Annotated in this window: 23 protein-coding genes; 9 read left to right on the top strand and 14 right to left on the bottom strand. The window is 44.1% G+C overall.

Going from position 1 to position 25,524, the window contains the following annotated elements; translation table 11 throughout:
• Positions 1-232 precede the first annotated feature (232 nt).
• A complete protein-coding gene (locus tag MMOL_RS00115) occupies positions 233-1,417 on the top strand; it encodes an HPP family protein (protein WP_012777391.1) in 1,185 nt (394 codons plus the stop codon).
• Positions 1,418-1,432: 15 nt separating this feature from the next.
• Here the strand turns inward: MMOL_RS00115 and MMOL_RS00110 are convergent, their stop codons facing one another.
• Positions 1,433-2,620: a GGDEF domain-containing protein gene (locus MMOL_RS00110; protein WP_012777390.1), complete on the bottom strand. Its 1,188-nt coding sequence runs from the start codon at positions 2,618-2,620 to the stop codon at positions 1,433-1,435.
• A 207-nt stretch (positions 2,621-2,827) separates the two neighbouring features.
• Between MMOL_RS00110 and pqqA the strand changes: the two genes are divergently transcribed.
• The gene (gene pqqA / locus MMOL_RS12270) at positions 2,828-2,899 is read left to right on the top strand and encodes a pyrroloquinoline quinone precursor peptide PqqA (RefSeq protein WP_012777389.1); all 72 of its coding nucleotides are present in this window, start codon (positions 2,828-2,830) and stop codon (positions 2,897-2,899) included.
• Positions 2,900-2,959: 60 nt separating this feature from the next.
• On the opposite strand, the gene MMOL_RS00105 is transcribed toward pqqA, so the two are convergent.
• Positions 2,960-3,511, bottom strand: a complete 552-nt coding sequence (locus MMOL_RS00105; protein WP_012777388.1) for a GNAT family N-acetyltransferase — start codon at positions 3,509-3,511, stop codon at positions 2,960-2,962.
• A 39-nt stretch (positions 3,512-3,550) separates the two neighbouring features.
• Here MMOL_RS00105 and MMOL_RS00100 point away from each other — a divergent pair, with 39 nt between their 5' ends.
• On the top strand, positions 3,551-3,925 hold the full coding sequence (locus tag MMOL_RS00100; protein WP_012777387.1) for a DoxX family protein: 375 nt from the start codon (positions 3,551-3,553) through the stop codon (positions 3,923-3,925).
• 67 nt (positions 3,926-3,992) lie between these two features.
• Here the strand turns inward: MMOL_RS00100 and MMOL_RS00095 are convergent, their stop codons facing one another.
• Positions 3,993-4,931, bottom strand: coding sequence for a quinoprotein relay system zinc metallohydrolase 2 (locus tag MMOL_RS00095; RefSeq protein WP_012777386.1), 939 nt, complete (start codon positions 4,929-4,931; stop codon positions 3,993-3,995).
• A 139-nt stretch (positions 4,932-5,070) separates the two neighbouring features.
• Here MMOL_RS00095 and MMOL_RS00090 point away from each other — a divergent pair, with 139 nt between their 5' ends.
• Positions 5,071-5,667, top strand: a complete 597-nt coding sequence (locus MMOL_RS00090) for a cytochrome b (RefSeq protein ID WP_012777385.1) — start codon at positions 5,071-5,073, stop codon at positions 5,665-5,667.
• Between the two features lie 73 nt (positions 5,668-5,740).
• Here MMOL_RS00090 and MMOL_RS00085 read toward each other — a convergent pair whose 3' ends face one another.
• Both MMOL_RS00085 and htpX read right to left on the bottom strand, forming a co-directional pair.
• Entirely contained in the window at positions 5,741-6,700 is a 960-nt protein-coding gene (locus MMOL_RS00085) for a TerC family protein (RefSeq protein WP_012777384.1), read from the bottom strand.
• Positions 6,701-6,870: 170 nt separating this feature from the next.
• The gene (gene htpX, locus MMOL_RS00080) at positions 6,871-7,743 is read right to left on the bottom strand and encodes a protease HtpX (protein WP_012777383.1); all 873 of its coding nucleotides are present in this window, start codon (positions 7,741-7,743) and stop codon (positions 6,871-6,873) included.
• Positions 7,744-7,914: 171 nt separating this feature from the next.
• On the opposite strand from htpX, the gene nhaR reads away from it, so the two are divergent.
• Positions 7,915-8,802, top strand: a complete 888-nt coding sequence (nhaR, locus tag MMOL_RS00075; RefSeq protein ID WP_012777382.1) for a transcriptional activator NhaR — start codon at positions 7,915-7,917, stop codon at positions 8,800-8,802.
• Positions 8,803-8,884: 82 nt separating this feature from the next.
• Complete coding sequence (locus tag MMOL_RS00070) at positions 8,885-9,640, top strand: hypothetical protein (protein WP_012777381.1); 756 nt, start codon at positions 8,885-8,887, stop codon at positions 9,638-9,640.
• Between the two features lie 26 nt (positions 9,641-9,666).
• Here MMOL_RS00070 and MMOL_RS00065 read toward each other — a convergent pair whose 3' ends face one another.
• Both MMOL_RS00065 and MMOL_RS00060 read right to left on the bottom strand, forming a co-directional pair.
• Positions 9,667-10,101: a UPF0158 family protein gene (locus MMOL_RS00065; protein WP_012777380.1), complete on the bottom strand. Its 435-nt coding sequence runs from the start codon at positions 10,099-10,101 to the stop codon at positions 9,667-9,669.
• A 6-nt stretch (positions 10,102-10,107) separates the two neighbouring features.
• A complete protein-coding gene (locus tag MMOL_RS00060) occupies positions 10,108-10,512 on the bottom strand; it encodes a winged helix-turn-helix transcriptional regulator (RefSeq protein ID WP_012777379.1) in 405 nt (134 codons plus the stop codon).
• 93 nt (positions 10,513-10,605) lie between these two features.
• On the opposite strand from MMOL_RS00060, the gene MMOL_RS00055 reads away from it, so the two are divergent.
• Positions 10,606-11,454: an SDR family oxidoreductase gene (locus MMOL_RS00055; RefSeq protein WP_012777378.1), complete on the top strand. Its 849-nt coding sequence runs from the start codon at positions 10,606-10,608 to the stop codon at positions 11,452-11,454.
• 114 nt (positions 11,455-11,568) lie between these two features.
• On the opposite strand, the gene MMOL_RS00050 is transcribed toward MMOL_RS00055, so the two are convergent.
• Positions 11,569-12,324 (bottom strand): SDR family NAD(P)-dependent oxidoreductase, encoded by a 756-nt coding sequence (locus MMOL_RS00050; RefSeq protein ID WP_012777377.1) that lies wholly within the window; start codon positions 12,322-12,324, stop codon positions 11,569-11,571.
• A gap of 117 nt (positions 12,325-12,441) precedes the next feature.
• On the opposite strand from MMOL_RS00050, the gene MMOL_RS00045 reads away from it, so the two are divergent.
• Positions 12,442-13,356, top strand: a complete 915-nt coding sequence (locus tag MMOL_RS00045; protein WP_012777376.1) for a LysR family transcriptional regulator — start codon at positions 12,442-12,444, stop codon at positions 13,354-13,356.
• Positions 13,357-13,462: 106 nt separating this feature from the next.
• On the opposite strand, the gene MMOL_RS00040 is transcribed toward MMOL_RS00045, so the two are convergent.
• From MMOL_RS00040 to MMOL_RS00030, 3 genes are read right to left on the bottom strand one after another with little or no spacing between them, the layout of a single operon-like run.
• Complete coding sequence (locus tag MMOL_RS00040; RefSeq protein WP_012777375.1) at positions 13,463-14,845, bottom strand: efflux transporter outer membrane subunit; 1,383 nt, start codon at positions 14,843-14,845, stop codon at positions 13,463-13,465.
• Positions 14,842-17,946 (bottom strand): multidrug efflux RND transporter permease subunit, encoded by a 3,105-nt coding sequence (locus tag MMOL_RS00035; protein WP_012777374.1) that lies wholly within the window; start codon positions 17,944-17,946, stop codon positions 14,842-14,844. Before MMOL_RS00035 ends, MMOL_RS00040 begins: the two co-directional genes overlap by 4 nt.
• Positions 17,943-19,118: an efflux RND transporter periplasmic adaptor subunit gene (locus tag MMOL_RS00030; RefSeq protein WP_012777373.1), complete on the bottom strand. Its 1,176-nt coding sequence runs from the start codon at positions 19,116-19,118 to the stop codon at positions 17,943-17,945. Before MMOL_RS00030 ends, MMOL_RS00035 begins: the two co-directional genes overlap by 4 nt.
• A 120-nt stretch (positions 19,119-19,238) precedes the next feature.
• On the opposite strand from MMOL_RS00030, the gene MMOL_RS00025 reads away from it, so the two are divergent.
• The gene (locus MMOL_RS00025) at positions 19,239-19,835 is read left to right on the top strand and encodes a TetR/AcrR family transcriptional regulator (protein ID WP_041928594.1); all 597 of its coding nucleotides are present in this window, start codon (positions 19,239-19,241) and stop codon (positions 19,833-19,835) included.
• Positions 19,836-20,048: 213 nt separating this feature from the next.
• Here the strand turns inward: MMOL_RS00025 and gyrB are convergent, their stop codons facing one another.
• The 3 genes from gyrB to dnaA all read right to left on the bottom strand — a co-directional run bounded on the left by gyrB (position 20,049) and on the right by dnaA (position 25,323).
• Positions 20,049-22,466, bottom strand: coding sequence for a DNA topoisomerase (ATP-hydrolyzing) subunit B (gene gyrB, locus MMOL_RS00020; RefSeq protein ID WP_012777371.1), 2,418 nt, complete (start codon positions 22,464-22,466; stop codon positions 20,049-20,051).
• A gap of 89 nt (positions 22,467-22,555) precedes the next feature.
• Positions 22,556-23,656 carry a DNA polymerase III subunit beta gene (gene dnaN, locus MMOL_RS00015; protein WP_012777370.1) on the bottom strand — a complete coding sequence of 367 codons (1,101 nt, stop codon included), beginning with the start codon at positions 23,654-23,656 and terminating at the stop codon, positions 22,556-22,558.
• A gap of 248 nt (positions 23,657-23,904) precedes the next feature.
• Complete coding sequence (gene dnaA, locus MMOL_RS00010; RefSeq protein ID WP_012777369.1) at positions 23,905-25,323, bottom strand: chromosomal replication initiator protein DnaA; 1,419 nt, start codon at positions 25,321-25,323, stop codon at positions 23,905-23,907.
• Positions 25,324-25,524: the final 201 nt, after the last annotated feature.

The raw sequence follows: 25,524 nt of genomic DNA, 5'->3' as shown, positions 1-25,524 counted from the left end.
GCTATTCTATAAAGTAGGATTTTATAGAATAGCCCTGCTTTAAGCAATTTACATACAAATAAACCCCTGCTGTCGTGTATAAGTCATGGTCTTGTGCTCCGACTTAAACCAATTAAACCACCTGTTACTCCTGATTAACGCACTAATCTGGTGCGCCAAACTAGTGCATAGTGTAATATCACTAAAAAACTGCTTCTAAAAATATACTTAAAATACTCTTAGGTTCAATCGCTTGGATAAACTCAAACAATGGCTACGCGGCTTTGTGCCAGAGCGCATTGCCGTTAATCACCAAGAGCGCTTACGCGCCGGCATTGGCGCTTGCATTGGCATCCTTTGCACAGGCCTCATCACCATCTTAATTGAAGGCGATGCGAGTACACTTCCCTATTTAATTGCGCCGATGGGCGCCTCTGCGGTGCTGCTATTCGCCGTCCCATCCAGCCCCTTGGCGCAACCGTGGTCTATCATTGGCGGCAATACTACAGCAGCGCTAATCGGAGTAACGTGTGCCATGTGGATTGCGCACCCAGCTACAGCCGCAGCGGTTGCAGTCAGCCTCTCCATTGTGGCTATGTTTTCATTACGATGTATACACCCACCCAGCGGTGCAGTAGCGCTCACCGCGGTGCTCGGCGGCGCCTCCATCCATGCACAGGGCTATTGGTTTGTGTTGACACCGGTTGCACTTAACTCGTTTATCCTGCTGTTGGTGGCGATCTTATATAACAATGCCACACGCCGCCCTTACCCGCATCTAGTAGCGAAACCTGCCCAGCAGTTAACCAAGGATATCCCGGCTGAAATGCGCTTTGGCTTTAATACAGAAGACTTAAATGCCGTATTAAAAGAGTACAACCAAGTGCTGGACGTCAGCCGTGACGACTTGCAAAGCCTGTTACAACAAACGGAGATGCACGCCTACCGACGCCGCTTTGGTGAAATCATTTGTGCAGACATCATGTCCAAAGATGTGGTCAGCGTTGTGTTCGGCACTTTGCTTGAAGACGCCTGGCTATTGATGCGCCAGCATCAAATCAAAGCGCTACCGGTGATTGATCGAGCGCGGCGTGTAGTGGGTATCATTACCCAAGCTAATTTTATGCAACATGCCAATTTAGAGGTGTATGAGGGCTTTGAAACCAAGCTAAAAAGCTTTATTCGCAGAACCCATACCCTGTCTTCGCACAAGCCAGAGGTGGTCGGTCAAATCATGACCTCGCCAGCAGTCACCGCTACAGCAAACATGCATATTATTGAGCTGATTCCGCTCATGTCGCAAACCAAGGTGCATCACCACATTCCCGTGGTGGATGATGAACGCCGTCTGGTCGGCATGGTGACACAGTCCGATCTAGTATCTGCCCTGTACCACGGACGCGTAGCTAATTTACGTACCTTGGGCTTATCCTCTTAAGGAGTAATTTTTGAATTAAAACGTAGTACCAGCACCCATGCTGGAGTATGTTATCACCCGATTACGCCCATTCTCTTTGGCACAATACAGCGCTTTATCTGCGGCTGTCACCATATCGGCAAATTCTAAACCGACCATACTAGAATCGGCAACGCCTATGCTCACGGTAATGTTAAGCTGCTCTTTGCCCAAGGTGAGCGTAAACTCGGCAAAAGCCAAGCGCAGACGCTCAGCCAAATCTAATGCCTCACTCTCAGTGGTAGAAGTGAGCAACATACAAAACTCCTCACCACCATAGCGTGCGAAGTAATCCTCCGCGCGGATAGATTTTTGCGCAATATCAGCGATAGCGCGCAGCACTTTATCGCCAGCCGGATGACCATAACGATCGTTAATAGATTTAAAGAAATCAATATCTATCATCATAATCGCCAAGGGTTCGCCGGTACGTATACAACGCGCTCTCAGGCGCACTGCCTCCTCTTCAATGCGTCGACGGTTCATCGCGCCAGTCAACGCATCGCGTGATGCCATTTGATACACATCGGCAATCAGCCGATGGTTCAGCATCAATAACAAACCAAAAGCCACACTAAACTCGAGTAAACTCGCAACCACAAATGGCAAAGTATTAATTGAGGTATTCACATGCAAGCCTACCTCAGCATCTGGAGACAGCAGCATCAACACAGCGCGCGTGAGCATTAATAACGCCAAAGCCGCAAATGAAGCACCGGTAAACCAATAGGCAAGCTTTTGCGAAGCCTCTATCTTAACCAGCAACGCTCGAGCACACACCGTATAAATACTAAAAAACAATAGCGAGTTAACAATCGCGCGCATACGTGTATCTGGATTGATCACACTAAACCAAATGCCTTGGCAGATAGTCATGGCAACAAATAAGATTAGTATTCCCCAAGGAATCGTTTGTTTTTTAAACGCTAGAATCCCTGTTAATTGTAAACAGGTACCCACTGCGAATAAAGTTAACCCAACCACAGCAGCCCATTGGTGCCCGGGTGTGGTTTGCCCATAAAAGTAGGCAAGACTAAAACCCAAACTCATACATAGGTTAGCAATCGCCCATTGCCTCACGCCACGTATACTGCCAACGCGCAAACTGGCCAATTCAAACAGGCAAAAAAACATAAAAGCCAACATGGAAAACATCACCATGACCGTACGCACGTCTAAACCCATGTAACCTCCTAATAGCTATCAGTATTATCTATTAATTACTGATATTTAAGAAATTTATCGCAGGATTAATTCACTGATAATATTACGTAAAATCATGAGGCTGTATTCATTAAAGCACATATGCCTAGGCCGCAACTGTTCGGTATGATTCGAATCATACAAACACGACATCAATCTTGATGTAAGTAAACCAATAGGAGAATCATTATGTGGACAACACCAGCTGCAACAGAAATGCGTTTTGGCTTCGAAGTTACTATGTACGTAATGAACAAGTAATACGCGCTAGCCAACTTATGGTTGGCAAAAAAAGCCTAGTCAGTAATGACCAGGCTTTTTTTATGCCCGGATTTTTATATTTAGTATTTGATTCTGGTTTTTGATAACGAGTGCTTTCTCGTTCTGGCGGTCGCCACCACCTGAATCAGCCAATGTGCGCTGCATATCCCGGTGCAAGATACCTGCGTCCAAGTAAGCCTCGCTACACACTTTAAAACCAAATTTTTCATAAAACGCAATCGCATGCACTTGCGCGGATAGCGTGATCACGGGTTGCGCCTGCTGCTGGTAATAGTCTATCGCCCCCTTAAGCAGAGCTGCGCCCACGCCGCCCCCACGCCAAGGCTTTAATACCGCCATACGGCCGATACTGCCATCGCCTAACAACCTGGCACAGCCTATTACCTCTCCAGCCGCGCTGAGTGCTAATAAATGCTGCGCTGTTTCATCCAAGCCATCCCATTCCAGCGCCACTGGCACGTTCTGCTCAACAATAAACACCGCTTCACGCACTGCCATCAATTGTGGCGCATGCGTTTGCCAGCTTACTTTCTCAATATTGAAACTGTCTTGCAATGTTAACCCCTTGCTAGCGTTAGCAGTAACAGGCATTATGCAACCTTGGTCTTTAATTAATGATTAAGGTTTTATATGCAAAAATACTTAGCAACTGCAGCACGCGTTTTATTATCACAACTGTTCTTGGTTCAGGTGATCGTGCTGATTATTGGTTTTACTAACAATCCAGATGGATATCAGCAATATCAAGCCACTTTAGGTAGCATGGGCTTGCCTGGCATTTTTGCCCCTCTCATCATTTTAGTAAACTGTATCGGTGGCTTAGCTTTATTGCTAGGTTACAAAACCAAAGCTTTTGCATTGGTCATGGCATTTTATATCGTGGGTTTAACCCTATTACTCAAATTGCCTCTATTGCAGTACTTAGCTATTGCTGGCGGTTTGCTGCTGTTACACGCAAACCCAAATACGGCTTTGAGCTTAGATAACCGCAGAAAAAGTACTTAATTAAACCAGTGCTTAAACAGCATTGCTTTTAATCCAGTATCAGCAAGCGGCCTCATTGGCCGCTTTTTTATTCCCACTCCAGCATCGGGTATATAGTATTTACATTACGCCGGTTTGCAATCTCAAACAGTTGCCATTTATCACGCTCACTCTCAGCGGCGGTATCCATGGTTTTCTCCATGCTGATGTTGCGCTTAATATTGGCACGCACATCACTCAATAACACGCTTAAATAACGCTCGGCATTGCTTAACGCGGTTTTCCAATCCTTAGTCACCGGCCCATGTCCTGGTACTACTTGTTGTGCGGGACTAGCCTTTAGTTTTATTATTTCCGCGATTAAACCCTTGATATCAGCCTCCACTACTGGCGTACGCGTGATAAACAGCAAATCACCCGCAAACAAGGTGCTAGTTTTACGGTCCAGCACGGTCAGGTCGGTATTGGTATGGGCTGGCGGATGCGCGGTTAATACCAGTACGCGGTCACCTAAATCCAGTTCCATGGTGTCTTTTACTGCCAGCGTAGGCTTCACCAACTCACTGCCTTTAGCATCGTCATGCAAAAAACGCTTATTCAATTTGCTGTACTGCTCACGCCGCAAATCCATGGCATGACCTAATTTCTCATGACCAACAAACTCAGGCTTGGCTTCGCCAGCAGCTGTAGATAAAAATGCCGCATTGCCGTAAATATGGTCAGGATGCACATGAGTGTTAATCACATACAACACCGGCAGCGATGTTACCTTGCGTATCGCCGCATGCAACTGCTCACCTACTTTTAAGCTGCCACCGCTATCAATCACTGCCACGCCCTTGCTGCCGATGATAAAACTGATATTACAGATATCCCCCTGATAGCCAGTATCGATATCCAAATGCTGCCCATGATGCACATAAATACCATCAGCCACTGTCTCCAGCGCAAAACTCTCTGGCTGGATTTGCGCATGAGTACAGCTCATTATTGAAAATAAGCTCATGGTTATCATTAAAATTCTCATGAATGATTCCTTGCGTTAAAGTTAGCGATTAAAATAACTGTGCTCTACATAATTATTTGATGCAATCATCTGTGACGACTATAGTTACAGTTAATGGTCACAGTTAAACGTCAACAGCAGTGTTACTTAGGATATTACTATGAATCAAGATTCTTCACGCTACACAAAACTCGCGGTTATTCTGCACTGGTTAATCGCACTGGTGGTAATTGCCATGTTTGCACTAGGTTGGTATATGACCGAGTTGCCGAAAGAGGCCGCTAAGCAAACTGCTTTTGATTTATTCGATTTAGGTGTTTACACCTGGCAGCTTGCCGAGGAAGTCAGCCCCAGAAACTTTTACTTTAATCTGCATAAATCCATCGGCGTTACCTTGTTAGCCCTGATTGCCCTGCGCGTACTCTGGCGCATTACGCACCGCCCGCCGGCCATGCTTGCCTCTTACAAAGCATGGGAAAAGAAACTGGCTACTGGCGCTCACCATCTGCTGTATTTGTTAATGGTAGCGATGCCGGTAAGCGGCTTAATTATGGCCATGAGCGGCAAGTATGGTGTTAAATGGTTTGGCATCGACATCATTGCCGGTTTAGATAACAGCACGCTGCGTGACGTGTTCAAAGAAACGCATGAAATTGTCGGCGCTATCTTTCTTACCGTCATCATAGTGCATGTTTTAGGCGCATTGAAACACAAATGGATTGATAAAGACGGCACAATGAAACGCATGTCTTTGTAACATGTATTTGTAAGTAGATACATTAGTCATAAAAAAGCCCGCATGATGCGGGCTTTTTTATTGCGCAGACAAGCTAATCACGCTTTCTAGTCGCGATCAAGCTCAGCAGCATACTGGTACCCAACACCGCCACCACTACGCCCAATGACACCGCCACTGGCACTTTAAACCATTCCACTATCAGCATTTTTGTACCGATAAAGATTAATACCAACGCTAAACCAAATTTGAGTAAGTGAAAGCGCTCAGCCATATCGGCCAATAAGAAATACAAGGCACGCAAACCTAATATCGCAAAAATATTAGAGGTAAACACAATGAATGGGTCGTCCGTCACCGCAAAAATCGCCGGGATACTATCCATCGCAAAAATTACGTCTGAGAACTCGATCAGCACCAATACCAAAAACATGGGCGTAAACCAGCGTACACCATTTTTCGTAATCCAAAACTTATCGGCATGAAACTGCTCGGTAATACGCATATGTTGGCGCAACCACTTTAGTAATGGATTAGTGGCTAAATTAGGCTCATGGTCGGCAAACACAAACATCTTGATACCAGTGATCAATAAAAATGCGCCAAACACATACAGCACCCAGTGAAACTCCGCAATCAACCATGCCCCGACCAATATCATCAGCGCACGTAAAATAATCGCTCCTAGCACCCCGTACACCAATATGCGCTTTTGATATTCCAGCGGCACGGCAAAATAGCTAAATATCATCACAAACACAAAGATGTTATCCATGGCCAAGGTCTTTTCAAGCAAATAGCCCGTCAGGTACTCCATTGCCCTGGCATCGGCAATCTCCCTGCCACTGGTATGATCCAGCCACGCCCATAGCGCTGCGCCAAACAGCATGGCCAAACTAAACCATACGACTGACCAAATCAGCGCCTCACGCGCCCCTACCTTGTGTGCGCCTTTGCGTCCTAATGCAAACATATCAATCGCCAGCATTACCACTACAAATACGCCAAACCCGGCCCACATCCACCAAGCACCTACCGACTCTAATTCACCCATGTGCTTCTCATTTAATTTATCGGTTAATCCATCGGCATTGCGCTAACGCTGCCGAACATAAATAAGGCTGAGAAATATTGTTTATATCTCTCAGCCCCGCTTTATTACTGTCTTAGTTTATTACTGTCTTGCTTTCACATTGGTCACCTTGTAAACGGCAACCGCTCTACTTATTGTGCTTCACGCAATGCGGCAATACGCTCATCCAAACCTGGGTGACTAGCAAATAACTTAGATAAACCACCTTTGCCGGATATCCCAAACGCCGCCATCTGCTCAGGCAATGCTGAAGGCTCGTGCTGTGCCTGCAAACGTTGCAGCGCCGCAATCATCTTGTTTTTACTTGATAATTTAGCCGCACCCGCATCTGCTCTAAACTCACGTTGACGTGAGAACCACATCACAATCATAGACGCCAAAATACCCAATACAAATTGTGCAATCATCATGGTGATAAAATATGCAGGGCCAGTACCGCGCTCAGTTTTAAACACCACCTTATCTACCACATAGCCAATCACGCGTGATAAGAACATCACAAACGTATTCACCACACCTTGAATCAAGGTCAGCGTTACCATGTCGCCATTGGCAATGTGCGATACCTCATGCGCCAGTACTGCCTCAGCTTCATCTCGCGTCATGGCGTTTAATAATCCGCTGGATACGGCGACCAAAGTGCTGTTCTTCGTCATACCGGTTGCAAACGCATTCACCTCAGGCGTATCAAAAATAGCCACTTCCGGCATCTTAATACCCACGGCATCCGCCTGTTGACGCACGGTTTTTACCAGCCAGATCTCAGTCGGTGTGCGTGGCTCTTCAATCACTACCGCGCCAGACATGCGTTTCGCTGTCCATTTAGAAATAGCGAGCGAGATAAACGCACCGCCAAAACCCATGATGGCTGAGAAAACTAATAGATTACTTAAATCTAGGCCGTTCGCATTTAAATATGGCTCCACCCCCAAGATACGCATGGTGATAGAAAGCACAAAAACGATGGCCAAGTTAGTTGCCAAAAAATATAAGATACGTTTCATACAGTCTCCTTCGGTTGAATCAATGCCCAATTAGCCCAAGACTTGGTAAACCAAAACCTGCTTAAATCAAGCATGATTATCATGCTGCTACTTTAGTATGTTTCAATATTCAATAAAAGCAGAATATTTCTGATTGATTATTCGTTTTTTACGAGCTATTGTTTGTTTATTATGATTAATTACAAACAATTCCATTACTTTTGGGCGACGGCAAAGGCCGGTAGTATCGTCAAAGCCAGCAAGCAATTACATTTAACGCCACAAACCATCAGCGGGCAAATCGCCATTCTTGAAGCCTCGCTTGGTGTGTCATTGTTTAGAAAAGTCGGGCGTGGCATTGAACTCACCGAAACTGGGGAGCTAGCACTCACTTACGCTGACGACATATTTCAAACTGGCAATGCACTAGAAGAGATGCTACGCGCAGGCTCCAAAGAACGCTCTCGCCTATTTAGAGTAGGGATTTCCGATGCCGTTCCCAAATCTATCGCCTATCACTTGTTGGCACCTGCGATGTCATTGGCAGAGCCGATTAAAATCATTTGCCGTGAAGGTAAGCTAGAATCTTTACTTGGTGAACTCGCCATCCATAGATTAGATTTAGTGCTATCTGACCGCCCCATGCCGAGTGAATTTGATATTAAAGGCCGCAGCAATGCGCTGATGGAATGCGGTTTAAGCTTTTTTGCTGCCAACTCTTTTCAGGCATCGAATCTAGCGTCATTTCCACATTGTTTAAACAACGCACCGTTGCTAGTGCCTGGCGAAGACAGTGCCGTACGTAAACGCCTGATGTTATGGCTCAACACCTTGCGTATTCAGCCACAAATTGTAGGGGAGTTTGATGATAGCGCCCTGATGCGCGCCTTTGGCCAAGCTGGGGTTGGCATATTCTGCGCGCCGTCTATTATTACAGATGAAGTTATTTCCCAGCACAATGTCACCAAAATTGGCGAAACTAATGAAGTCGTCGAACGGTTTTACGCAATATCCGTAGAACGTCGAGCCAATCATCCCGCAGTTGTCGCCATTAATACAGCACCATCAAAAATTAGCTGATGACTATCAATCAGTTAGAACTTATTATTTTTGTAAGGCTCATATTCAACACTGTTTTTTCAAACTTAATAATAGGTTGAACATGCGTAATCTAATACTTTATTGCTTGGCTTTTTCTTCAATACTTGCCCTTTCATCAAACAGTGCCTACGCCTGCTTAGATGATAAATCTATTCAGCAATTAGTAGACAATGAAAAAGCGTACCTCATCTCACGTAACGTAGCCACAATGACAGATGCCATAGAGGACAAATTGTTACTAGTGCAAGTACAGCTTGCAATAAAGCAACAAGATGATAACTGTCAGGTAGTGATTACTTATACATTAGCCAACGAAGATATTGCTGAAGCTAACCAATTAATGAATGCCAACCCAGCAAAGCGGATTATGCTAGCAGGCCAAGGCTACGAACTGCCTAACCAACCCACACTAGCTGCCACGGCTGGTGTTGAGCCAAAGACTTTATCGATTCAACCCAAGGACATATTACAAAACGCGGCACTGGGGAAAAATCGCGCTTCCGTGGAGTTACTGTATGCAACGCTCGCACAAAGCAGAGCAGCAATAAGCACTAACGGTAAAAATATTGAGCCATGGTCTGCAAGCTTATTGGAACAAGAAAGAAATTTATGTGAAAGCCAATACACAAGTGACAGCAACCCAAATGCTTGTACATGTAAAACCGATGCGATGAGTAAAAAAATCAGTCCGCGCCAGTTAAATTACATCAAGTATCTAGCAAATGACCCATACGCTTCTGCCACTGGCGCGCTATCCAGCTACAAAGATTTATCAGAGCAAATCAATTTTGAGTGTAAATTAAAAAAACGCGGATAAAGACAGGCTGAACTTCCATCATGGCATCAATACGGCATTGGGTCTGTAAAATTAATCTCGTTTTCTTGGCACCATGCAATCAATCCATCATCTGAAGCACGCTCCTCAAACGCATACCACTTCTCTACCAAGCCTTGGTACTGCAGCATATCTTTAAATCGACGGTAAGCACCACGCTTGCGGAATAAACTTGCGACAAAGTTGTATTCGTGCGGTAACTCCTGATCAATAAAAGACAACGCTAGGCCCTGACCTAGCTTTAACGAATTTTTATGCGGTACTTCTAGGTATTTTTCTGAGGTTGCTAGGTCAGGCGGCACCTCTTCTTCCAAGTCATGTACGCTAGATGTCCAATAGATGGCACCGGTCTCTTTATCGATATAAGCTTGATGCTGTGATGGCGAACCCGAGCTTACAAACTCAAAGGCATTTCTAATTTCTGTAAAGTTAACACTAAGCATAATCCATTACTCATCGTTGTATTTAGCCGGACTAGTACCCTGCGCTTCTAAAATTCTAGGTAGGTTGATTTCTATCCAATCCACCAGCAGTTCCACCTGTTTTGCTAACTCCTCACCTAGCGGCGTTAGGGAATATTCCACATGCGGCGGTACCACCGGATAAGATACCCGCAGCACAAAGCCATCCACTTCTAAGGTTTGCAGGGTTTGTGCCAGCATTTTTTCACTCACGCCGCTTAATTTACGACGCAAATCACTAAACCGATGCATACCTTGTAATAGCGCAACCAGTACCAACCCGCCCCAGCGGTTGGTCACATGTTTAAGTATTTCACGCGATGGGCATTGGTCTGAAAACACCTCGCCGCGCAGCATACGCTCAGATAACGTAATTGCTTGTTGTGTAGTCATGATACTTACCTTTTTGTACGTACTTACTAATGGTAAGTATATAGATTATGATGCGTTACACCAACTCATTTATCGTAAAAGAAAGGTTTTATTATGATCGTTATTACCGGCGCAACCGGCCAATTAGGCCGCCTAGTGATTGCCGCACTTTTAAAAACAACGCCTGCATCCAACATCGTAGCTGCTGTTCGCAACCTTGATAAAGCCAAAGACTTGGCCGATTTAGGCGTACAGGTACGTTATGCAGATTACAACCAACCAGCATCATGGGATGCCGCACTGGCCGGTGCCAGCAAAGTATTGCTGATTTCATCCAGTGAGATCGGCCAACGCTTTGTACAACACCGTACCGTGGTTGATGCTGCAAAAAGAGCCAATGTTCAGCTACTAGCCTACACCAGCGTATTACATGCAGATACCTCACCATTAGGCCTGGCGGCAGAGCACCTAGCCACCGAACAATACCTTGCCAAGGCAGATGTGCCATTTGCGATATTACGCCATGGCTGGTACACCGAGAACTACACTGGCTCCTTAGCTGCCAGCATTGCCCACGGCACACTTTATGGCAGTGCTGGTGACGGAAAGATTGCCTCCGCCAGCCGTGCAGACTACGCACTAGCAGATGCCACAGTCCTCACCACAGAAAACCAAGCGGGAAAAATATATGAGTTAGCTGGTGATAGTGCTTACACACTTACCGAGCTTGCGGCAGAAGTATCCAAGCAAACCGGAAAAACCATCCACTACGTCAACCTGCCAGAGCCGGAGTATCAAGCACTACTAGTCAAGATCGGCCTACCAGATGCTTTTGCCCACCTTATCGCAGATTCTGACACCGGCGCATCCAAAGGCGCACTTTATGACAACAGCAAACAGCTTACTCAACTAATAGGCAGAGCAACTACGCCACTAGCAGAACTTGTAGCAGCAGCGATATAGTTTAGATTAGTAATTAATTTTGATTAAGTTAAAAAAGTGGCAACCACTTATGGTTGCCACTTTAGTCAAAGTTGAATATTAAGTTTACTGTAGTTTATCAATGTTCAATGACACTTAAATTTGTGCCTGCCCACCATCTACAAAAAACTCAGTACCGTTAATGAAACTGGCATCGGGAGATGATAAAAATGCGACTGCTTTCGCTACTTCATATGGGTTACCCACTCGGCCTAGTGGCACCTGGGAGCCCAAATAATCAAGCAAGCCTTGTTGTTGCTCAGGATCGTTACCTGCTAGCTCAACCAGACCCGGCGTTTTGATTGGACCTGGGCTCACTACATTGACACGAATGCCGCGATCTTTAAGATCTAGAATCCAGCTTCGTGCCAGATTTCGAATCGCTGCTTTCGATGCACTATAGATACTAAAAGCGGCTGTACCTTTTACGCTGGTTGTAGAACCCGTCAATACGATTGAGGCACCATCCTTAAGCAACGGCAATGCTTTCTGCACAGTGAAGATCACCCCTTTAACATTGCTGCCAAAAATATCTTCATAGTGTTCTTCGGTAATCGCACCCAACGGCAACATATTACCGCCGCCCGCATTTGCGAATATCACATCGATTTGAGAGTGATCTTGTTGGACTGCATCGTACAAGCGGTCAATATCAGCTAGTTTCGACATATCGGCCTGAACTCCTTTTACCTTCCCGCCAATTGATTTGATAGCGGCTTCAAGCTCAGCTGGTCTGCGACCAGTGATGTAGACATTAGCACCTTCATTTGAGAAGTGTTTAGCTGTTGCCAGACCAATGCCGCTCGTACCACCAGTCACCACCACAACTTTACTTTCAAATTTTCCTGACATGATATTTCTCCTTAAGTAATTAAATTTAACGTTACTGCATGGATGAAATATTGCCAGTGAGCCAATAAATGCACTAGACTGCTTTAATGAGTTTAATTGTTCCAAAAATGAGACAATATGCGCGATATCAATGATTACATACTCTTTGCCGAGGTGGTTAATGGAGGTAGTTTCGCTGCCGCTAGCAGGCGCGTACGCATTCCCAAATCGACCATCAGTAGAAGAATTGGCCTGTTAGAAGAAAGACTGGGCGCGCGCCTAATAGAAAGATCCACCCGACGATTTCGCGTAACTGAAATCGGGCAATCTTTTTATGAACGATGCAAGGTGATCATGCTCGATGTTGAACAGGCTGATTCCATAGTCTCTGAATCTTTGAGTGAGCCTAAAGGATTGGTGCGATGCAGTTGTCCTCTTGGTTTGTATGAAACTTTATCCCCTATCTTTTCATCATTTCTTTTGAACTTCCCTCACGCCAGATTACAGCTGGTTGCTGGGGATAATCCGGTGAATCTGATTGAAGATCGAATTGATGTGGCCATCAGGATAAGGACCGTATTGGATACTGATGGATCGTTAGTGATGAGAACCCTAGGCCACTCCGAGCGAGTACTTGTCGCCTCACCAAATTTGGCTAATGGTATCGATCAATCCAGACTGGACAATTTGTCAGAGCTACCAACCATATCCACGTCTGACCAAAATAGCACCATCGAATGGCAATTTCATCATGCTTCATTAGGGACTAAATCTATCAGACATGAGCCAAAGTTGAGTTGTATCGACTTTGCAACAGTGAGAGAGGCTGCTATTGCGGGTATTGGGATTGCTTTACTGCCTGACCATACTTGTAGCCACGATTTACAAAATGGAAGGCTAGTTAGAGTTTTTCCTGAATGGAAAACAACCATGGGGATACTGCATATCGTATTCACCACTCGACGTGGACTACCACCCGTAGTGCGTGCGTTTATCGATCACTTAGCAACTCAAGTCAAAGGCAGCAACGTATCTCGTTATCCTATGTTCTGAGTTAAGCAAAAGATCCTTGGTTATCTCACATATAAAACCAGACCGGCTGTATCCTTAGGGATGGCACAATCTATATCTGAATCGCCACTAGTTTACTAGACGTTTATTAACTCCCACCAAGAGCTTTATATAAATTCACCTGATTTTGTAAAACTAGTTGGCGAGTTTGTAATACTTGTGACTGCGCGTCTAGCACGCTACGCTGAGCATCTAGTAACTCTAGGTAAGTGACCAACCCTTGATCTAGTTTTCGTTTCACTAGTTGTAGGCGGCTACTCTCTAAATCACTCAATCTTGTTCTAGCAGAACTTTCCTCAGCAATTGCCTCCCGAGCAGATAGTACATCCATTACTTCACGAAAGGCAGTTTGTATGGTTTTTTCATAATTAACGACTTCAATGTGCTGCCTAGCATCAGCTAGATTTAAATTGGCTTTGTTTCTGCCATAGTTAAAAATTGGGATAATGAGTTGTGGGCTAAAAGCCCAGTAATTGCTCCCAGTATCAGAAAATAATTTAGTAAACTCCGAGTTGACTAAACCCACATTGGTCGTTAATTGCAAGCGAGGGTAAAACGCTGCTCTTGCTCCACCAATATTAGCATTGGCAGATTTGAGCTGATGCTCCGCTGCACGAATATCTGCTCTTCTAGTTAATAGACTAGAAGGCATACCAATTGGCGCTTCGCCAACTTTTAAATCTTCCAGCGGTTTAATTGTTAAAATTGTGCGTTGTGATGACTCTCCCAGCAGCAAATACAGCGCATTTTGCGTAGTAACAAGCTGGCGCTGCCATTGGGCATGCTGTGCCTGCACTTGCTCAACCTGTATTTGTGCTGCTTTTAAATCAAGCACTTGATCAATACCTGCATCAAAGCGCCGCTGGGTACGCTGTAAAATTTGCTTTCTATCATCTAGCGTTTGTTCTGCAAGTTTTAGTTGTGCGTGTATGGTCAGTAGATTGACATACTGCGTTGCAATCTCTGTCACCAGTGTTGCCTGAATTGCCTGCTGGTTTTCTGTAATCGCCAGATATTGTTCCAACGCTGCTTGCGATAAGCTTTTGACACGACCAAATACATCAATTTCAAAATCAGAAATACCTACACCAGCTTTGAAGAGTTCAGCTTCAAACGCTTGGCTGGAGCTAAATACCGTTTTATTACGATCGTAATTTAGATTGCCTTGTATCGTTGGTAAACGATCTGCATTTTGAATGCCATAGAGCGCCTTGGCTTCATCTATACGCAATACTGCTGTTTTCAGGTCACGATTATGCTGCAAGCCAACTTGAATTAATTTCTGTAAGTCAGCATCAGGAAAATAGCTCTGCCAAGTTAGCGGTGGGGCTTCAGTCACCGCGTCATTGGCTGGCTGCCCAGGGTAGCTCTCAGGCACAGGGGCGGCAGGCCTCAAATACTCAGGAATCAAGGAGCAACTACTGATGGCAAGTGCCAGCGCAACTACGGCAGGAATACGGTAATGCTTCATGCAAAATCCTTACGGGTAGATTCTGGTTTGTGCATCCAGCGTCCAACCACAATAAAAAACAATGGAACAAAAAAGATGGCCAGCAAGGTGGCAGCAATAATGCCACCTAGCACGCTGGTTCCAATAGCAATCTGGGCACCAGACGCAGCGCCAGTTGCAAATGCCAGAGGCATCACGCCAACACCAAATGCCAATGACGTCATGACAATCGGGCGTAAACGCTCTTTCGCCGCTAGCAAGCTAGCCTCAAGCAGTGGCATACCTTGCAATACATGCTCACGCGCAAACTCAACAATCAGAATGGCGTTCTTTGCAGATAAACCTATCGTCGCAATGAGGCCGACTTTGAAGTAAATGTCATTAGGTAGCTCACGCACTGTCACACCTAATAAAGCACCTAACACGCCCAAAGGTACGACCAATATCACTGCAAACGGTATTGCCCAGCTTTCATATAAAGCCGCTAATACTAGAAATACCACCATAATAGACAAGCCGAATAACAACGCGGCCTGACTGCCTGATTGCTTTTCTTCTAGCGATTGTCCAGCCCATTCAAAACCAATCCCCTTGCCCAGACTTTGCACCATTTTTTCCATCGCATGCATAGCATCACCGCTACTGTAGCCTGGCGCTGCACCGCCGTTAATATTAAAGGATGGGAAGCCGTTAAAGCGTGTGCGCTGCGGTGTGCCCATGCCCCACTCCAGAGTGATGATTGAGGATAAAGGCACGAGACTACCATCAGCCGCTTTTAGCCTGATTTTTTTAACATCCTCCAATGTTTGGCGCTGTTTGCCATCTGCCTGCACAATGACACGGCGCACCTGACTACCATAAACAAAGTCACCAAGATAATTAGAGCCAAGTAGTGTTGCTAATGTCTCGTTAATTTCATCTAGAGAAATACCTAGCGCACTGGCTTTGGCACGATCTAAATGCACATTTACAATTGGTGCATTGTATAGTCCCGCAAACAACACATTGGTTAACTCTGGGTGCTTAGTGGACTCTGTGAGTAACTGATCACGCGCTTCTGTCAGCTTTTCAATCCCTACGCTGGCGCGGTCTACCAATCGCAAATCGAATCCACCTACACTGCCAAGTTCAGGCAGAGGCGGTGCGTTCATGGCAAAAATGCTCAGGTTAGGTCGACCGAAAAACTGCTGATTGACCCGATCTACAATCGCTTTTACTTGTTGCTCAGCCTTGGGACGCTCTTGCCAGTCTTTAAGCGTGATAAATAACATGCCACTATTGGTACTCGTGCCATAGAAGCTAAAACCACTTACTTCAAAGATATTTTCGATCGGCTCATTTTTTTGAATGTAGCTACTGATGTCACCAAGCACTTCTGCCGTTTCGGCCAAGGTGGCACTCTGTGGTAGCGACACCATTACCATAAAGTTACCTTGATCTTCTTCTGGCAAGAATGCACCTGGAAGGCGTGCAAACAGCCAGCCAACCAAAGTGACAATGAGGGCAAACACCACCAACCAGCGTAATGGCTTATTCAGTAGGCCACCTGTGAGGCGTGTGTAACGCTCAGTCATACGCTTAAAGCTACGATTAAACCAGATAAAAAATCGCGCTTTGACTTGAGGCTCGTGTCGTAATAATGTTGAACACAGTGCAGGCGTTAGTGACAGTGCTAAAAACGCAGAAAAGGCTATCGATACCGATAATGACAATGAGAACTGGCGGTAAATATTACCTACAGCGCCACTGAAAAATGCCATCGGAATAAATACCGACACTAGCACTACCGTAATGCCAACAACCGCGCCACTAATTTGCGACATAGCTTTTACTGTTGCATCGTAGGCAGATAAACCTTCTTCGACAATAAGGCGCTCTACGTTTTCTACTACCACGATAGCGTCATCTACTAAGATACCAATTGCCAGCACCACACCAAACATGGTCAATACGTTGATGGAGTAACCCAGCCAGTACATCACGGCAAATGTACCCATTAGGGCAATTGGCACTACGATAGTTGGAATGAGCGTGGCGCGTAGATTCTGCATAAACAGATACATGACCAAGAACACGAGTATCACTGCTTCGACTAAGGTCTGAATCACTTTTTTAATCGAAATCGACACGAAGGCCGAGGAGTCGTATGACAGTTGGTACATGACATTAGGTGGAAAATATGCCTGCATTTTTGCCATCGACTCTTTAACCCGAGCAACGGTTTCTACCGCATTAGAGCCTGGGGATAGCTTAATTGCCATACCCGCAGCATTCTTGCCGTTCACTTTAGAACTAAAGGTGTAATCGCTACTGCCTAGCTCTACTCGTGCCACATCTTTTATGAGTAGCGCAGAACCATCGGCTTGCGTGCGTAACGGCACATTGGCAAAATCTTCGACAGTTTTTAGAGTTGCTTCCGCCTCCAGAGAAACGCTAAGCGGTGATGCTTCTGGGACGCCATTAGCGCCAACTTGCCCCAGCGTTAGCCGTGTGTTGTAACTACGTAATACATTGGAAATCTCACTAACGCTTACATTCAAACCAGCCATCTTTTGTGGATCTGGCCAGATACGCATGGCGTACTCAGGACTAAATGATTGCACCTTACCCACGCCTTGCACGCGTTTTAGGGTTGGGATCACCGTAGAGGATGCTAATTCACCGAGGTCAATCTCGCTGTAACGGTTATCCTCAGAGGTTAAAGAGACAATTAACTGGAAGCTATCTGCTGACTTCTCCACATTAATTCCGCTACGACGTACAATTTCCGGTAATCGTACCTCTATGCTTTTAAGTCGGTTTTGCACATCGACTGCAGCTAAGTCAGGATTAGTTCCTTGTCGGAATGTGACACTGATTGAGGCTAAGCCAAAATTACTGGTGGCCGACACATACATCAAACCAGGAATGCCGTTCATCTCGCGCTCTATAATTGAGGTGACGGTTTCCTCCACTACCTTGGCAGAGGCACCAGGATAGCTTGCAGCAATATTCACCACTGGTGGTGCAATATCAGGATACTGTGCAATTGGCAATTGCTTAATGGCCAGCACGCCAGCTAATACGATTAAGATCGCAATCACCCAAGCAAAAATGGGGCGATCAATAAAAAATCTACTCATGAAGCGGCTTTCGTTGTTTTTTCTGATGTATCAGTCATCGTCACCACTTTTGGGGTAACTTTAGTGCCCGCGGTTTGCGTTGCGGCATTGGTTACGACTACTTGATCTCCGGGTTGTAAGCCTTGCTCAACTACCCACTGCTTACCTGATAAACTTCCTGTCTGCACTTCTCTCGACTCTATAATTTGTTTTGAATTGACTACCCAAACACGCGTAGAAAACTGATCACGCATCAATGCATCTCTAGGAATGAGAATGGCATTAGGGTTAGTCGCCTGACGTATTCTTAAACGCACGTAAGCACCTGGCATTAATTCCTGCTGTGGGTTATCAAAGATAGCGCGCATCACCACTGAGTCAGTGGTTTGATTTACAGAAACATCAGAGAATGAAAGTTTTCCAGCATTTGGATACAGGGAGCCATCTGGCAGCAATAATTCAATTTTAAATTGACCGTCATTGCTTTTAAGTTGTCCACCACGTAACGACTTGCGCAACACAAATACCTCTGACGAAGACTGCGCAAAGTTCACATAGACCGGGTTAATTTGCTCCACTGTCGTCATATGCGTCGCCTCATCTTTTCCGACTAGCGCGCCCTCAGTGACTAGCGCACGGCGTGCTACACCATCAATAGGTGATACCACATTGGCATAACCAACATCTAGTTTTGCACGATTAAGTTTGGCTTGTGCCGAAGCTACTTCAGCTTTTGCCAGCTGCACTTCAGCCTTAGCTGCACCGTAGTCGCGTTGGCTAACTGACTGATCGCCTACTAATGCTTCGTAGCGAGCTAGCTTGTCGTTAGCATTCACTAAGTTTGCCTCTGTTTTTGCCAGCTCAGCATCAGACTCTAGCTTTGTTGCCAGCAGTTGCTCTGGATTTAGCGCAAATAGTGGCATACCACTTTTTACAGCCTGCCCTTCCTGATATAAGCGCTTGGATACAATTCCAGTCACGCGTGCACGGACCTCTGCAATTCGATAAGCCTCTACACGCCCTGGCAACTCTACATCCCTAGGAATTTCAGCATACTGTACCTGGATAACATCTACTTCTGGCGCACCGATTTGTGTGGCGGCAGCACTTTCTTGTTTACTACATGCAGCTAACCCCAGCTGCAAAAAAAGTGATACAAAGATAAGAATTGATCGTAATTGGAATAGCGACATACAACGGCCTTAAATGACAGAAAGACCATTCTATCGATAATTATTTAATTAATCAATCACGACTGATTAATTATTATTTGCTATAATCATACAACTCAACTCCTATGCATGATTATCGCTATGGCTAGAAAAACCAAAGAGGATGCTCAAAAAACCCGTGACCAGATTTTGGATGCTGCGGAACTAGTGTTCTACAGTAAAGGGTTTACGCTCACAACAATGTCTGATATTGCAGAGGCCGCAATGCTATCGCGCGGTGCAGTGTATGGACATTACAAAGGCAAGTTAGAAGTCGCCATCGCCATGGTAAAACGCGCGCTTGACCAAGTTAAGCCATTTCAAAATGATATGGCATTGAGCCCGCTGCTCAATTTAAAACAATATTGCATGCAAGAGATTCGTAGCTACATTGAACCTAGCTCTATACAGCGTGTGTTGTTTTTTCTATACATTGGTATTAACGACACTCCTGACTTATTGCACTTACGCTATGCTTGGGAAAAGCAGCGAATTGTGCAAATTGAAAAGTTGCTTAAAGATTCAATAGCAATAGGTGAGCTAAAGCTGAATGATGACTTCGAATTGATTAGTCTTTATTGTCAATCAATTATTGAAGGGGTATTTAGCATCGTGTATTTCGGTAACTTACCTGATACTCAGCGTTGGCAGAAAGCAGAGCAATTATGCGAATTTGGGTTGCAACGACTATACAAATAGCTTTTTTATTAAGCACTCTAAACTATCTAGCTTTTTAAAAGATCTTAAATCAAGAGGCAATTACTTAACACTTCTGTCTCGAATACCTGTGATTAAATCACTGTTTTTTCTTTGTTATGAAATGTATAAAGGGCTTAATAGAGCCCCTTATACAAATTAAGAAAATGACTTCTTAAAATTCAAAAATCTAGAAATCAGTGAGAACCTACAAAACTAAACATCCAAATTACCCACTCCCAGTGCGTTACTTTCGATAAATGCACGTCTAGGCTCCACATTATCACCCATCAAGGTAGTAAATATCTCATCCGCTGCAATCGCGTCGTCAATTTGTACTTTGAGTAAGCGGCGCACAGTTGGGTCCATGGTAGTTTCCCATAACTGCTCTGGGTTCATTTCGCCAAGACCTTTATAGCGCTGAATATTCAGGGTGTTTTTCGCTTCGCCTTGCAGCCAATCCAACGCTTGCTTGAACGTAGAGATGGTTTGCTCTTTGTCATTACGTTTAACAATTGCTCCCGCACCCACTAAGCCGTTGAGCATATTGGATGTTTTTAACAATTGCCTGTAATCACCGCTGTTCAAGAACTCAGCATTAATCACGCAGCATTGCAGATTACCGTGCACGTATTTGTTGATTTCTAGGCGATAAGCATTGGTTTCTGCATCAAACGCTACAATCACTTCACTACCTACTGCACCTAAAATTGGGCGTAGTTTCTCTGCAATCGCGTTAGCGCTAGCTTCTGTGCTTAAATCAATTTCGCCTGCATCTTGAATCGCACGCAGTACGCTCTCGTCATACAGTGAAGAAATACGGCGTATTACCGCTTCAGTCAGCACAACTTGTTTGGCAATTGCAGATAATGCCTCATCTTTGAGGATACCGGCGCTAGTTTTCGTGTCCAGCTCAGCGTTTTTCAACGCAGATTGCAACAGGTAGATATCTAACTCCTGCTCATCTTTGAGGTAACGCTCGTCCCTACCCTGTTTAACTTTGTATAACGGTGGTTGCGCAATATAAATATGGCCACGTTCCACCAATTCCGTCATTTGGCGGTAGAAGAAGGTGAGCAACAAGGTACGAATGTGCGCACCGTCAACGTCTGCATCGGTCATGATGATGATGCGATGATAACGCAACTTCTCAGCACTGAAATCGGCTTTACCTATGCTGGTACCCAGCGCTGTAATAAGCGTTGCGATCTCTTGTGAGCTCAGCAATTTATCAAAACGTGCTTTTTCTACGTTTAAAATTTTACCTTTTAGCGGCAAAATGGCCTGGTTTTTACGGTCGCGACCTTGTTTAGCAGAACCGCCCGCAGAATCACCCTCGACTAGGTAAATTTCACAAAGTGCTGGGTCTTTTTCTTGGCAATCAGCCAATTTACCAGGCAAGCCCATGGTATCCATCACCCCTTTACGGCGGGTAATTTCACGTGCTTTACGGGCAGCTTCACGCGCACGTGCCGCTTCCACTACTTTACCGCAGATAATTTTGGCATCCGCCGGGTTTTCTTGTAAAAACTCAGCCAATTTTGCGGCAACGATTTCAGACACCACTGGCTGCACTTCACTAGACACCAGTTTATCTTTGGTTTGAGATGAAAACTTAGGATCCGGCACTTTCACCGAGAGTACGCAGGTGATGCCTTCACGCATATCATCACCGGTGGTTTCAACTTTGGCTTTTTTAGCCAGCTCACTTTGCTCGATATACTGGTTTAAAGTACGTGTCATTGCCGTACGTAAGCCGGTTAAATGGGTACCACCATCGCGTTGTGGGATGTTATTGGTAAAACATTGCACAGTTTCACTGTAAGAATCGTTCCATTGCATGGCCACTTCAATGGTCATGCCATCTTTTTCACCTGATGCGTAAAAGGTTTTAGGATGCAGTACTGTTTTACTACGGTTCATATACTCAACAAAGCCTTTAATGCCGCCTGAATATGCGAAGTTTTCGCTTTTACCGTTACGCTGGTCTATCAGCTCGATTTTTACGCCATTATTCAAAAATGACAGCTCACGAATACGCTTCGCTAGAATTTCAAAATGGTATTCAACCAGCACAAAGGTTTCTACTGAGGCTAAAAAGTGTACTTCTGTGCCTTTTTTATCAGTCACCCCTGTTTCTGCTAGAGGCGCAACAGCTTCGCCACGACGAAACTCCATTTGATGCACTTTACCGTTACGATAAATTTTCAGTTTTAACCAATCAGATAAGGCATTTACTACGGAAACACCTACACCATGCAAGCCGCCTGAAACTTTATAAGAGTTTTGGTCAAACTTACCGCCAGCATGCAGCTCTGTCATCACAATTTCAGCGGCAGAGCGTTTTACCGCTTTAATATCATCTTGCTTAATATCGGTAGGAATACCACGGCCATTATCAGACACACTGACAGAGTTATCTGGGTGAATGATGACTTTGATATCATCGCAATGACCAGCTAATGCTTCATCAATGGCATTATCCAGAACCTCAAACACCATATGGTGCAAGCCTGAACCATCTGACGTATCACCGATATACATGCCCGGGCGTTTACGTACGGCATCTAAACCCTCCAAGATTTTAATACTGGATGAATCATAATCTGGTGATATTGCGTTGTTTTCACTCATACTTATTTTCTTTACTCTAAATTTATCTTTAAATTCAGTATTTTTCGCGTAGTAAAAATACTGAAGCTTGTTTCACGTGAAACACTAGGTTAGATACGCATTGGCATCACAACATATTTGTAATCTGGGTTATTTGGCAAGGTAATCAAGCAGCTACTGTTTGCATCAGCAAACGAGAAAGTCACTTGCTCACTATTGGTATTGTTAAGTACATCAATGAGATACGTCACATTAAAGCCAATATCCAGTGCATCACTGCCATAAGCTATTTCTAATTCTTCTTCTGCCTCTTCCTGGTCGCTATTGGTACTGATTAGTTTTAAATTATTGTTGCTTAACACCATGCGGATACCGCGATATTTCTCATTCGATAAAATCGATGCACGTTGCATTGCTAACAATACACCTAAACGCTCTGTGGTAAATGTATTTTGATGACCAGTAGGTATGACACGATTGTAATCAGGGAACTTACCATCAATTACTTTTGAAATCAGCCTAATATTACCAAAACTAAAGTTAACTTGGTTATTGGCAATTTCTACATTGACATCTTCTTCACTATCATCCAATAGCTTAATTAACTCGATTACCGTCTTGCGTGGCAAGATAACATCTTGTTTTTCATAGTTTTCTTTTAATTCTGTAGAAGTAAAACTTAAACGATGACCATCGGTACCTACAATATTTAAACGATTGGCTACCACTTCAACCAATAAGCCATTCAAGTAATACCTGATGTCTTGTTGCGCCATAGCAAACTCTACTTGCTTCAACAACTCTTTAAGCTGTCTTTGCGGAATAGTAATCACCGTACCTTGTGATTGGGTTTTAGTCATCACTGGATAATCAGCTGCCGGTAATGTCTGTAAATTAAAACGGCTCTTGCCCGCTTTCACAGTAATACGGCTGTCATTAGTCGCCATATTGATATCAGAGTTATCAGGTAATGATCTGCAAATATCTAATAATTTCTTCGCTGATATCGTTGTTGAGAAATCATTACTGGTAGCACTGTCCACAGATAAGGAAATTTGCATTTCTAAATCAGTCGCCGTGAGATGAATTTTGTTTTGTTTAGCTTCAAGCAATAAGTTAGACAAAATCGGTAGCGTATGTCTCTTTTCTACAATGCTAGTAACTGAAGTTAACGGTTTTAATAACGTTTCTCGGTTGATTTGTATATTCATCTCTTTAACCTAAATAATATATATATAAAATAATAACAATAATAATGTTGCATTTTTTTGTGCATAACTACTTTTTATTTAATATTTTCAATAGCTTGCAACAAATTTTTTTATCTTGGTAAAAGCATAATCTACTGTGGGTCAATTGTTGATTATTTTTCCAAAATTTCTTAATCACAACCTTATGCTAATTTTATCCACAACATATCCTTAACCCCATTGCAGAAAATTAAGCTGATTTTTACTATTTAATCCCTAATTACTTGCACTAAAAACCCAATATCTCTGGCAATGGTGGCGTCATTTTGTCTTAATTGATCAATCTCATCGCAGGCATGCATCACCGTGGTGTGGTGTCTGCCACCAAATGCCTCACCAATTTCTGGGAAACTATGATTGGTTAATTCACGGGATAAAGCCATGGCAATCTGTCTAGGACGGGCAAAATTACGCGTTCTTTTTTTGCTATACATCTCTGCTACTTTGATTTTGTAGTAGTCAGCAACGGTCTTCTGTATGTTTTCCATAGTGACCTGGCGACCACGTACTGCGATTAAGTCACGTAAAGCGTCTTTGGCGAGGTGTACGTCAATGGCGTGACCTGTGAACTTAGACATTGCAATAATGCGGTTTAAGGCCCCTTCCAGCTCGCGTACGCTAGATCTGATTTGCTTAGCGATAAAAAATGCAACGTCCTCAGGCAGGTTGAGATTTACCGCTTCTGCCTTTTTCAGCAAGATTGCTACACGCATTTCTAGTTCAGGTGGTTCTACGGCTACGGTTAAACCCCAGCTAAAGCGGGTTCTTAAGCGCTCATCTACGTCGGCAATCTCTTTAGGATAAGTGTCACAGGTAATGACAATTTGTTTTTTTGCTTCAATCAGCGAGTTAAACGCGTAAAAGAATTCTTCTTGCGTACGTGTTTTTTTAGCAAAAAACTGAATATCATCAATCAGCAATAAATCCAGTGAGTGATATTGGCGTTTAAATTCATCAAACGCTTTATGTTCATAGGCCTTTACCACATCAGATACATAACGCTCGGCGTGCAAATAACGAATCTTCGCATCAGGGTTATGTAGTCTTAATTCGTTACCGATTGCTTGCAGCAAGTGGGTTTTACCCAAACCCACACCGCCATAGATGAACAGCGGATTGTAGGCACTGCCGGGATTTTCGGCTACTTGGATCGCTGCTGCGCGTGCTAATTGGTTAGCACGGCCGGTGACGTAGTTATTGAAGTTAAATGTAGGGTTTAAATTTGAAGTGTCTGTTTTTTTAACAGCGCTTGCCGCTGTTTTCTTAGTTTTAGCTAATACTTCAGTTAAATTCTGTTTAATGCTCTCAGACCTGATTTCTTCAGCGGGTAGTTTTGCTTCAAGCACAGTTTTAGCTACTTTTTTCACTGGTTCGGCCGGAGCTGGTTTGGCTGTAGCGTCGCCTAGCACTAATTCAATTTGAAGATCAGGCTGATGCTCCTCTGCAAATTGTTCAATTTTTTTCAAAAATCGATCTTTAACCCACTGCATCACAAAACGATTAGGCGCAAAGATGCGCACAGCATCTCCATTAACTTCCGTTTGCAGCGGTTTGATCCAAGTATTGAATTGTTGTGCTGAAAGTTCTTTCTGAAATTTAGAAAGACAAGCAGGCCAAAAATTTTCCATCTGTAATGATATACCTTAGTTTGTACAGTTATTTTTAACTAATGTATTGAAATAACAACGATTGTATGAATTGGTAACTTATTGTTTTTATTTTATTTTTTGGTAAAATTGCGTACAACTGAACGCTAATCTATCCACTGCATTTTAGCTGGTTTGTCACAACTTATCCACAGCCATTTTCAAAATTAACGAATAAAATTT

Origin of the sequence: Methylotenera mobilis JLW8 (assembly GCF_000023705.1) — a bacterium.
In the GTDB taxonomy this organism is placed as follows: Bacteria; Pseudomonadota; Gammaproteobacteria; order Burkholderiales; family Methylophilaceae; genus Methylotenera; species Methylotenera mobilis.
The sequence above is the reverse complement of the archived record's forward strand: the minus strand, read 5'-3'. Positions and strand labels throughout refer to the sequence as shown.

Coding starts and splice junctions, on each gene's coding strand:
- MMOL_RS00110 (WP_012777390.1), bottom strand. CDS start 2,620: ATGGGTTTAGACGTGCGTACGGTCATGGTGATGTTTTCCATGTTGGCT.
- MMOL_RS00105 (WP_012777388.1), bottom strand. CDS start 3,511: ATGCCTGTTACTGCTAACGCTAGCAAGGGGTTAACATTGCAAGACAGT.
- MMOL_RS00100 (WP_012777387.1), top strand. CDS start 3,551: ATGCAAAAATACTTAGCAACTGCAGCACGCGTTTTATTATCACAACTG.
- MMOL_RS00095 (WP_012777386.1), bottom strand. CDS start 4,931: ATGAGAATTTTAATGATAACCATGAGCTTATTTTCAATAATGAGCTGT.
- MMOL_RS00090 (WP_012777385.1), top strand. CDS start 5,071: ATGAATCAAGATTCTTCACGCTACACAAAACTCGCGGTTATTCTGCAC.
- MMOL_RS00085 (WP_012777384.1), bottom strand. CDS start 6,700: ATGGGTGAATTAGAGTCGGTAGGTGCTTGGTGGATGTGGGCCGGGTTT.
- htpX (WP_012777383.1), bottom strand. CDS start 7,743: ATGAAACGTATCTTATATTTTTTGGCAACTAACTTGGCCATCGTTTTT.
- nhaR (WP_012777382.1), top strand. CDS start 7,915: ATGATTAATTACAAACAATTCCATTACTTTTGGGCGACGGCAAAGGCC.
- MMOL_RS00070 (WP_012777381.1), top strand. CDS start 8,885: ATGCGTAATCTAATACTTTATTGCTTGGCTTTTTCTTCAATACTTGCC.
- MMOL_RS00065 (WP_012777380.1), bottom strand. CDS start 10,101: ATGCTTAGTGTTAACTTTACAGAAATTAGAAATGCCTTTGAGTTTGTA.
- MMOL_RS00060 (WP_012777379.1), bottom strand. CDS start 10,512: ATGACTACACAACAAGCAATTACGTTATCTGAGCGTATGCTGCGCGGC.
- MMOL_RS00055 (WP_012777378.1), top strand. CDS start 10,606: ATGATCGTTATTACCGGCGCAACCGGCCAATTAGGCCGCCTAGTGATT.
- MMOL_RS00050 (WP_012777377.1), bottom strand. CDS start 12,324: ATGTCAGGAAAATTTGAAAGTAAAGTTGTGGTGGTGACTGGTGGTACG.
- MMOL_RS00045 (WP_012777376.1), top strand. CDS start 12,442: ATGCGCGATATCAATGATTACATACTCTTTGCCGAGGTGGTTAATGGA.
- MMOL_RS00040 (WP_012777375.1), bottom strand. CDS start 14,845: ATGAAGCATTACCGTATTCCTGCCGTAGTTGCGCTGGCACTTGCCATC.
- MMOL_RS00035 (WP_012777374.1), bottom strand. CDS start 17,946: ATGAGTAGATTTTTTATTGATCGCCCCATTTTTGCTTGGGTGATTGCG.
- MMOL_RS00030 (WP_012777373.1), bottom strand. CDS start 19,118: ATGTCGCTATTCCAATTACGATCAATTCTTATCTTTGTATCACTTTTT.
- MMOL_RS00025 (WP_041928594.1), top strand. CDS start 19,239: ATGGCTAGAAAAACCAAAGAGGATGCTCAAAAAACCCGTGACCAGATT.
- gyrB (WP_012777371.1), bottom strand. CDS start 22,466: ATGAGTGAAAACAACGCAATATCACCAGATTATGATTCATCCAGTATT.
- dnaN (WP_012777370.1), bottom strand. CDS start 23,656: ATGAATATACAAATCAACCGAGAAACGTTATTAAAACCGTTAACTTCA.
- dnaA (WP_012777369.1), bottom strand. CDS start 25,323: ATGGAAAATTTTTGGCCTGCTTGTCTTTCTAAATTTCAGAAAGAACTT.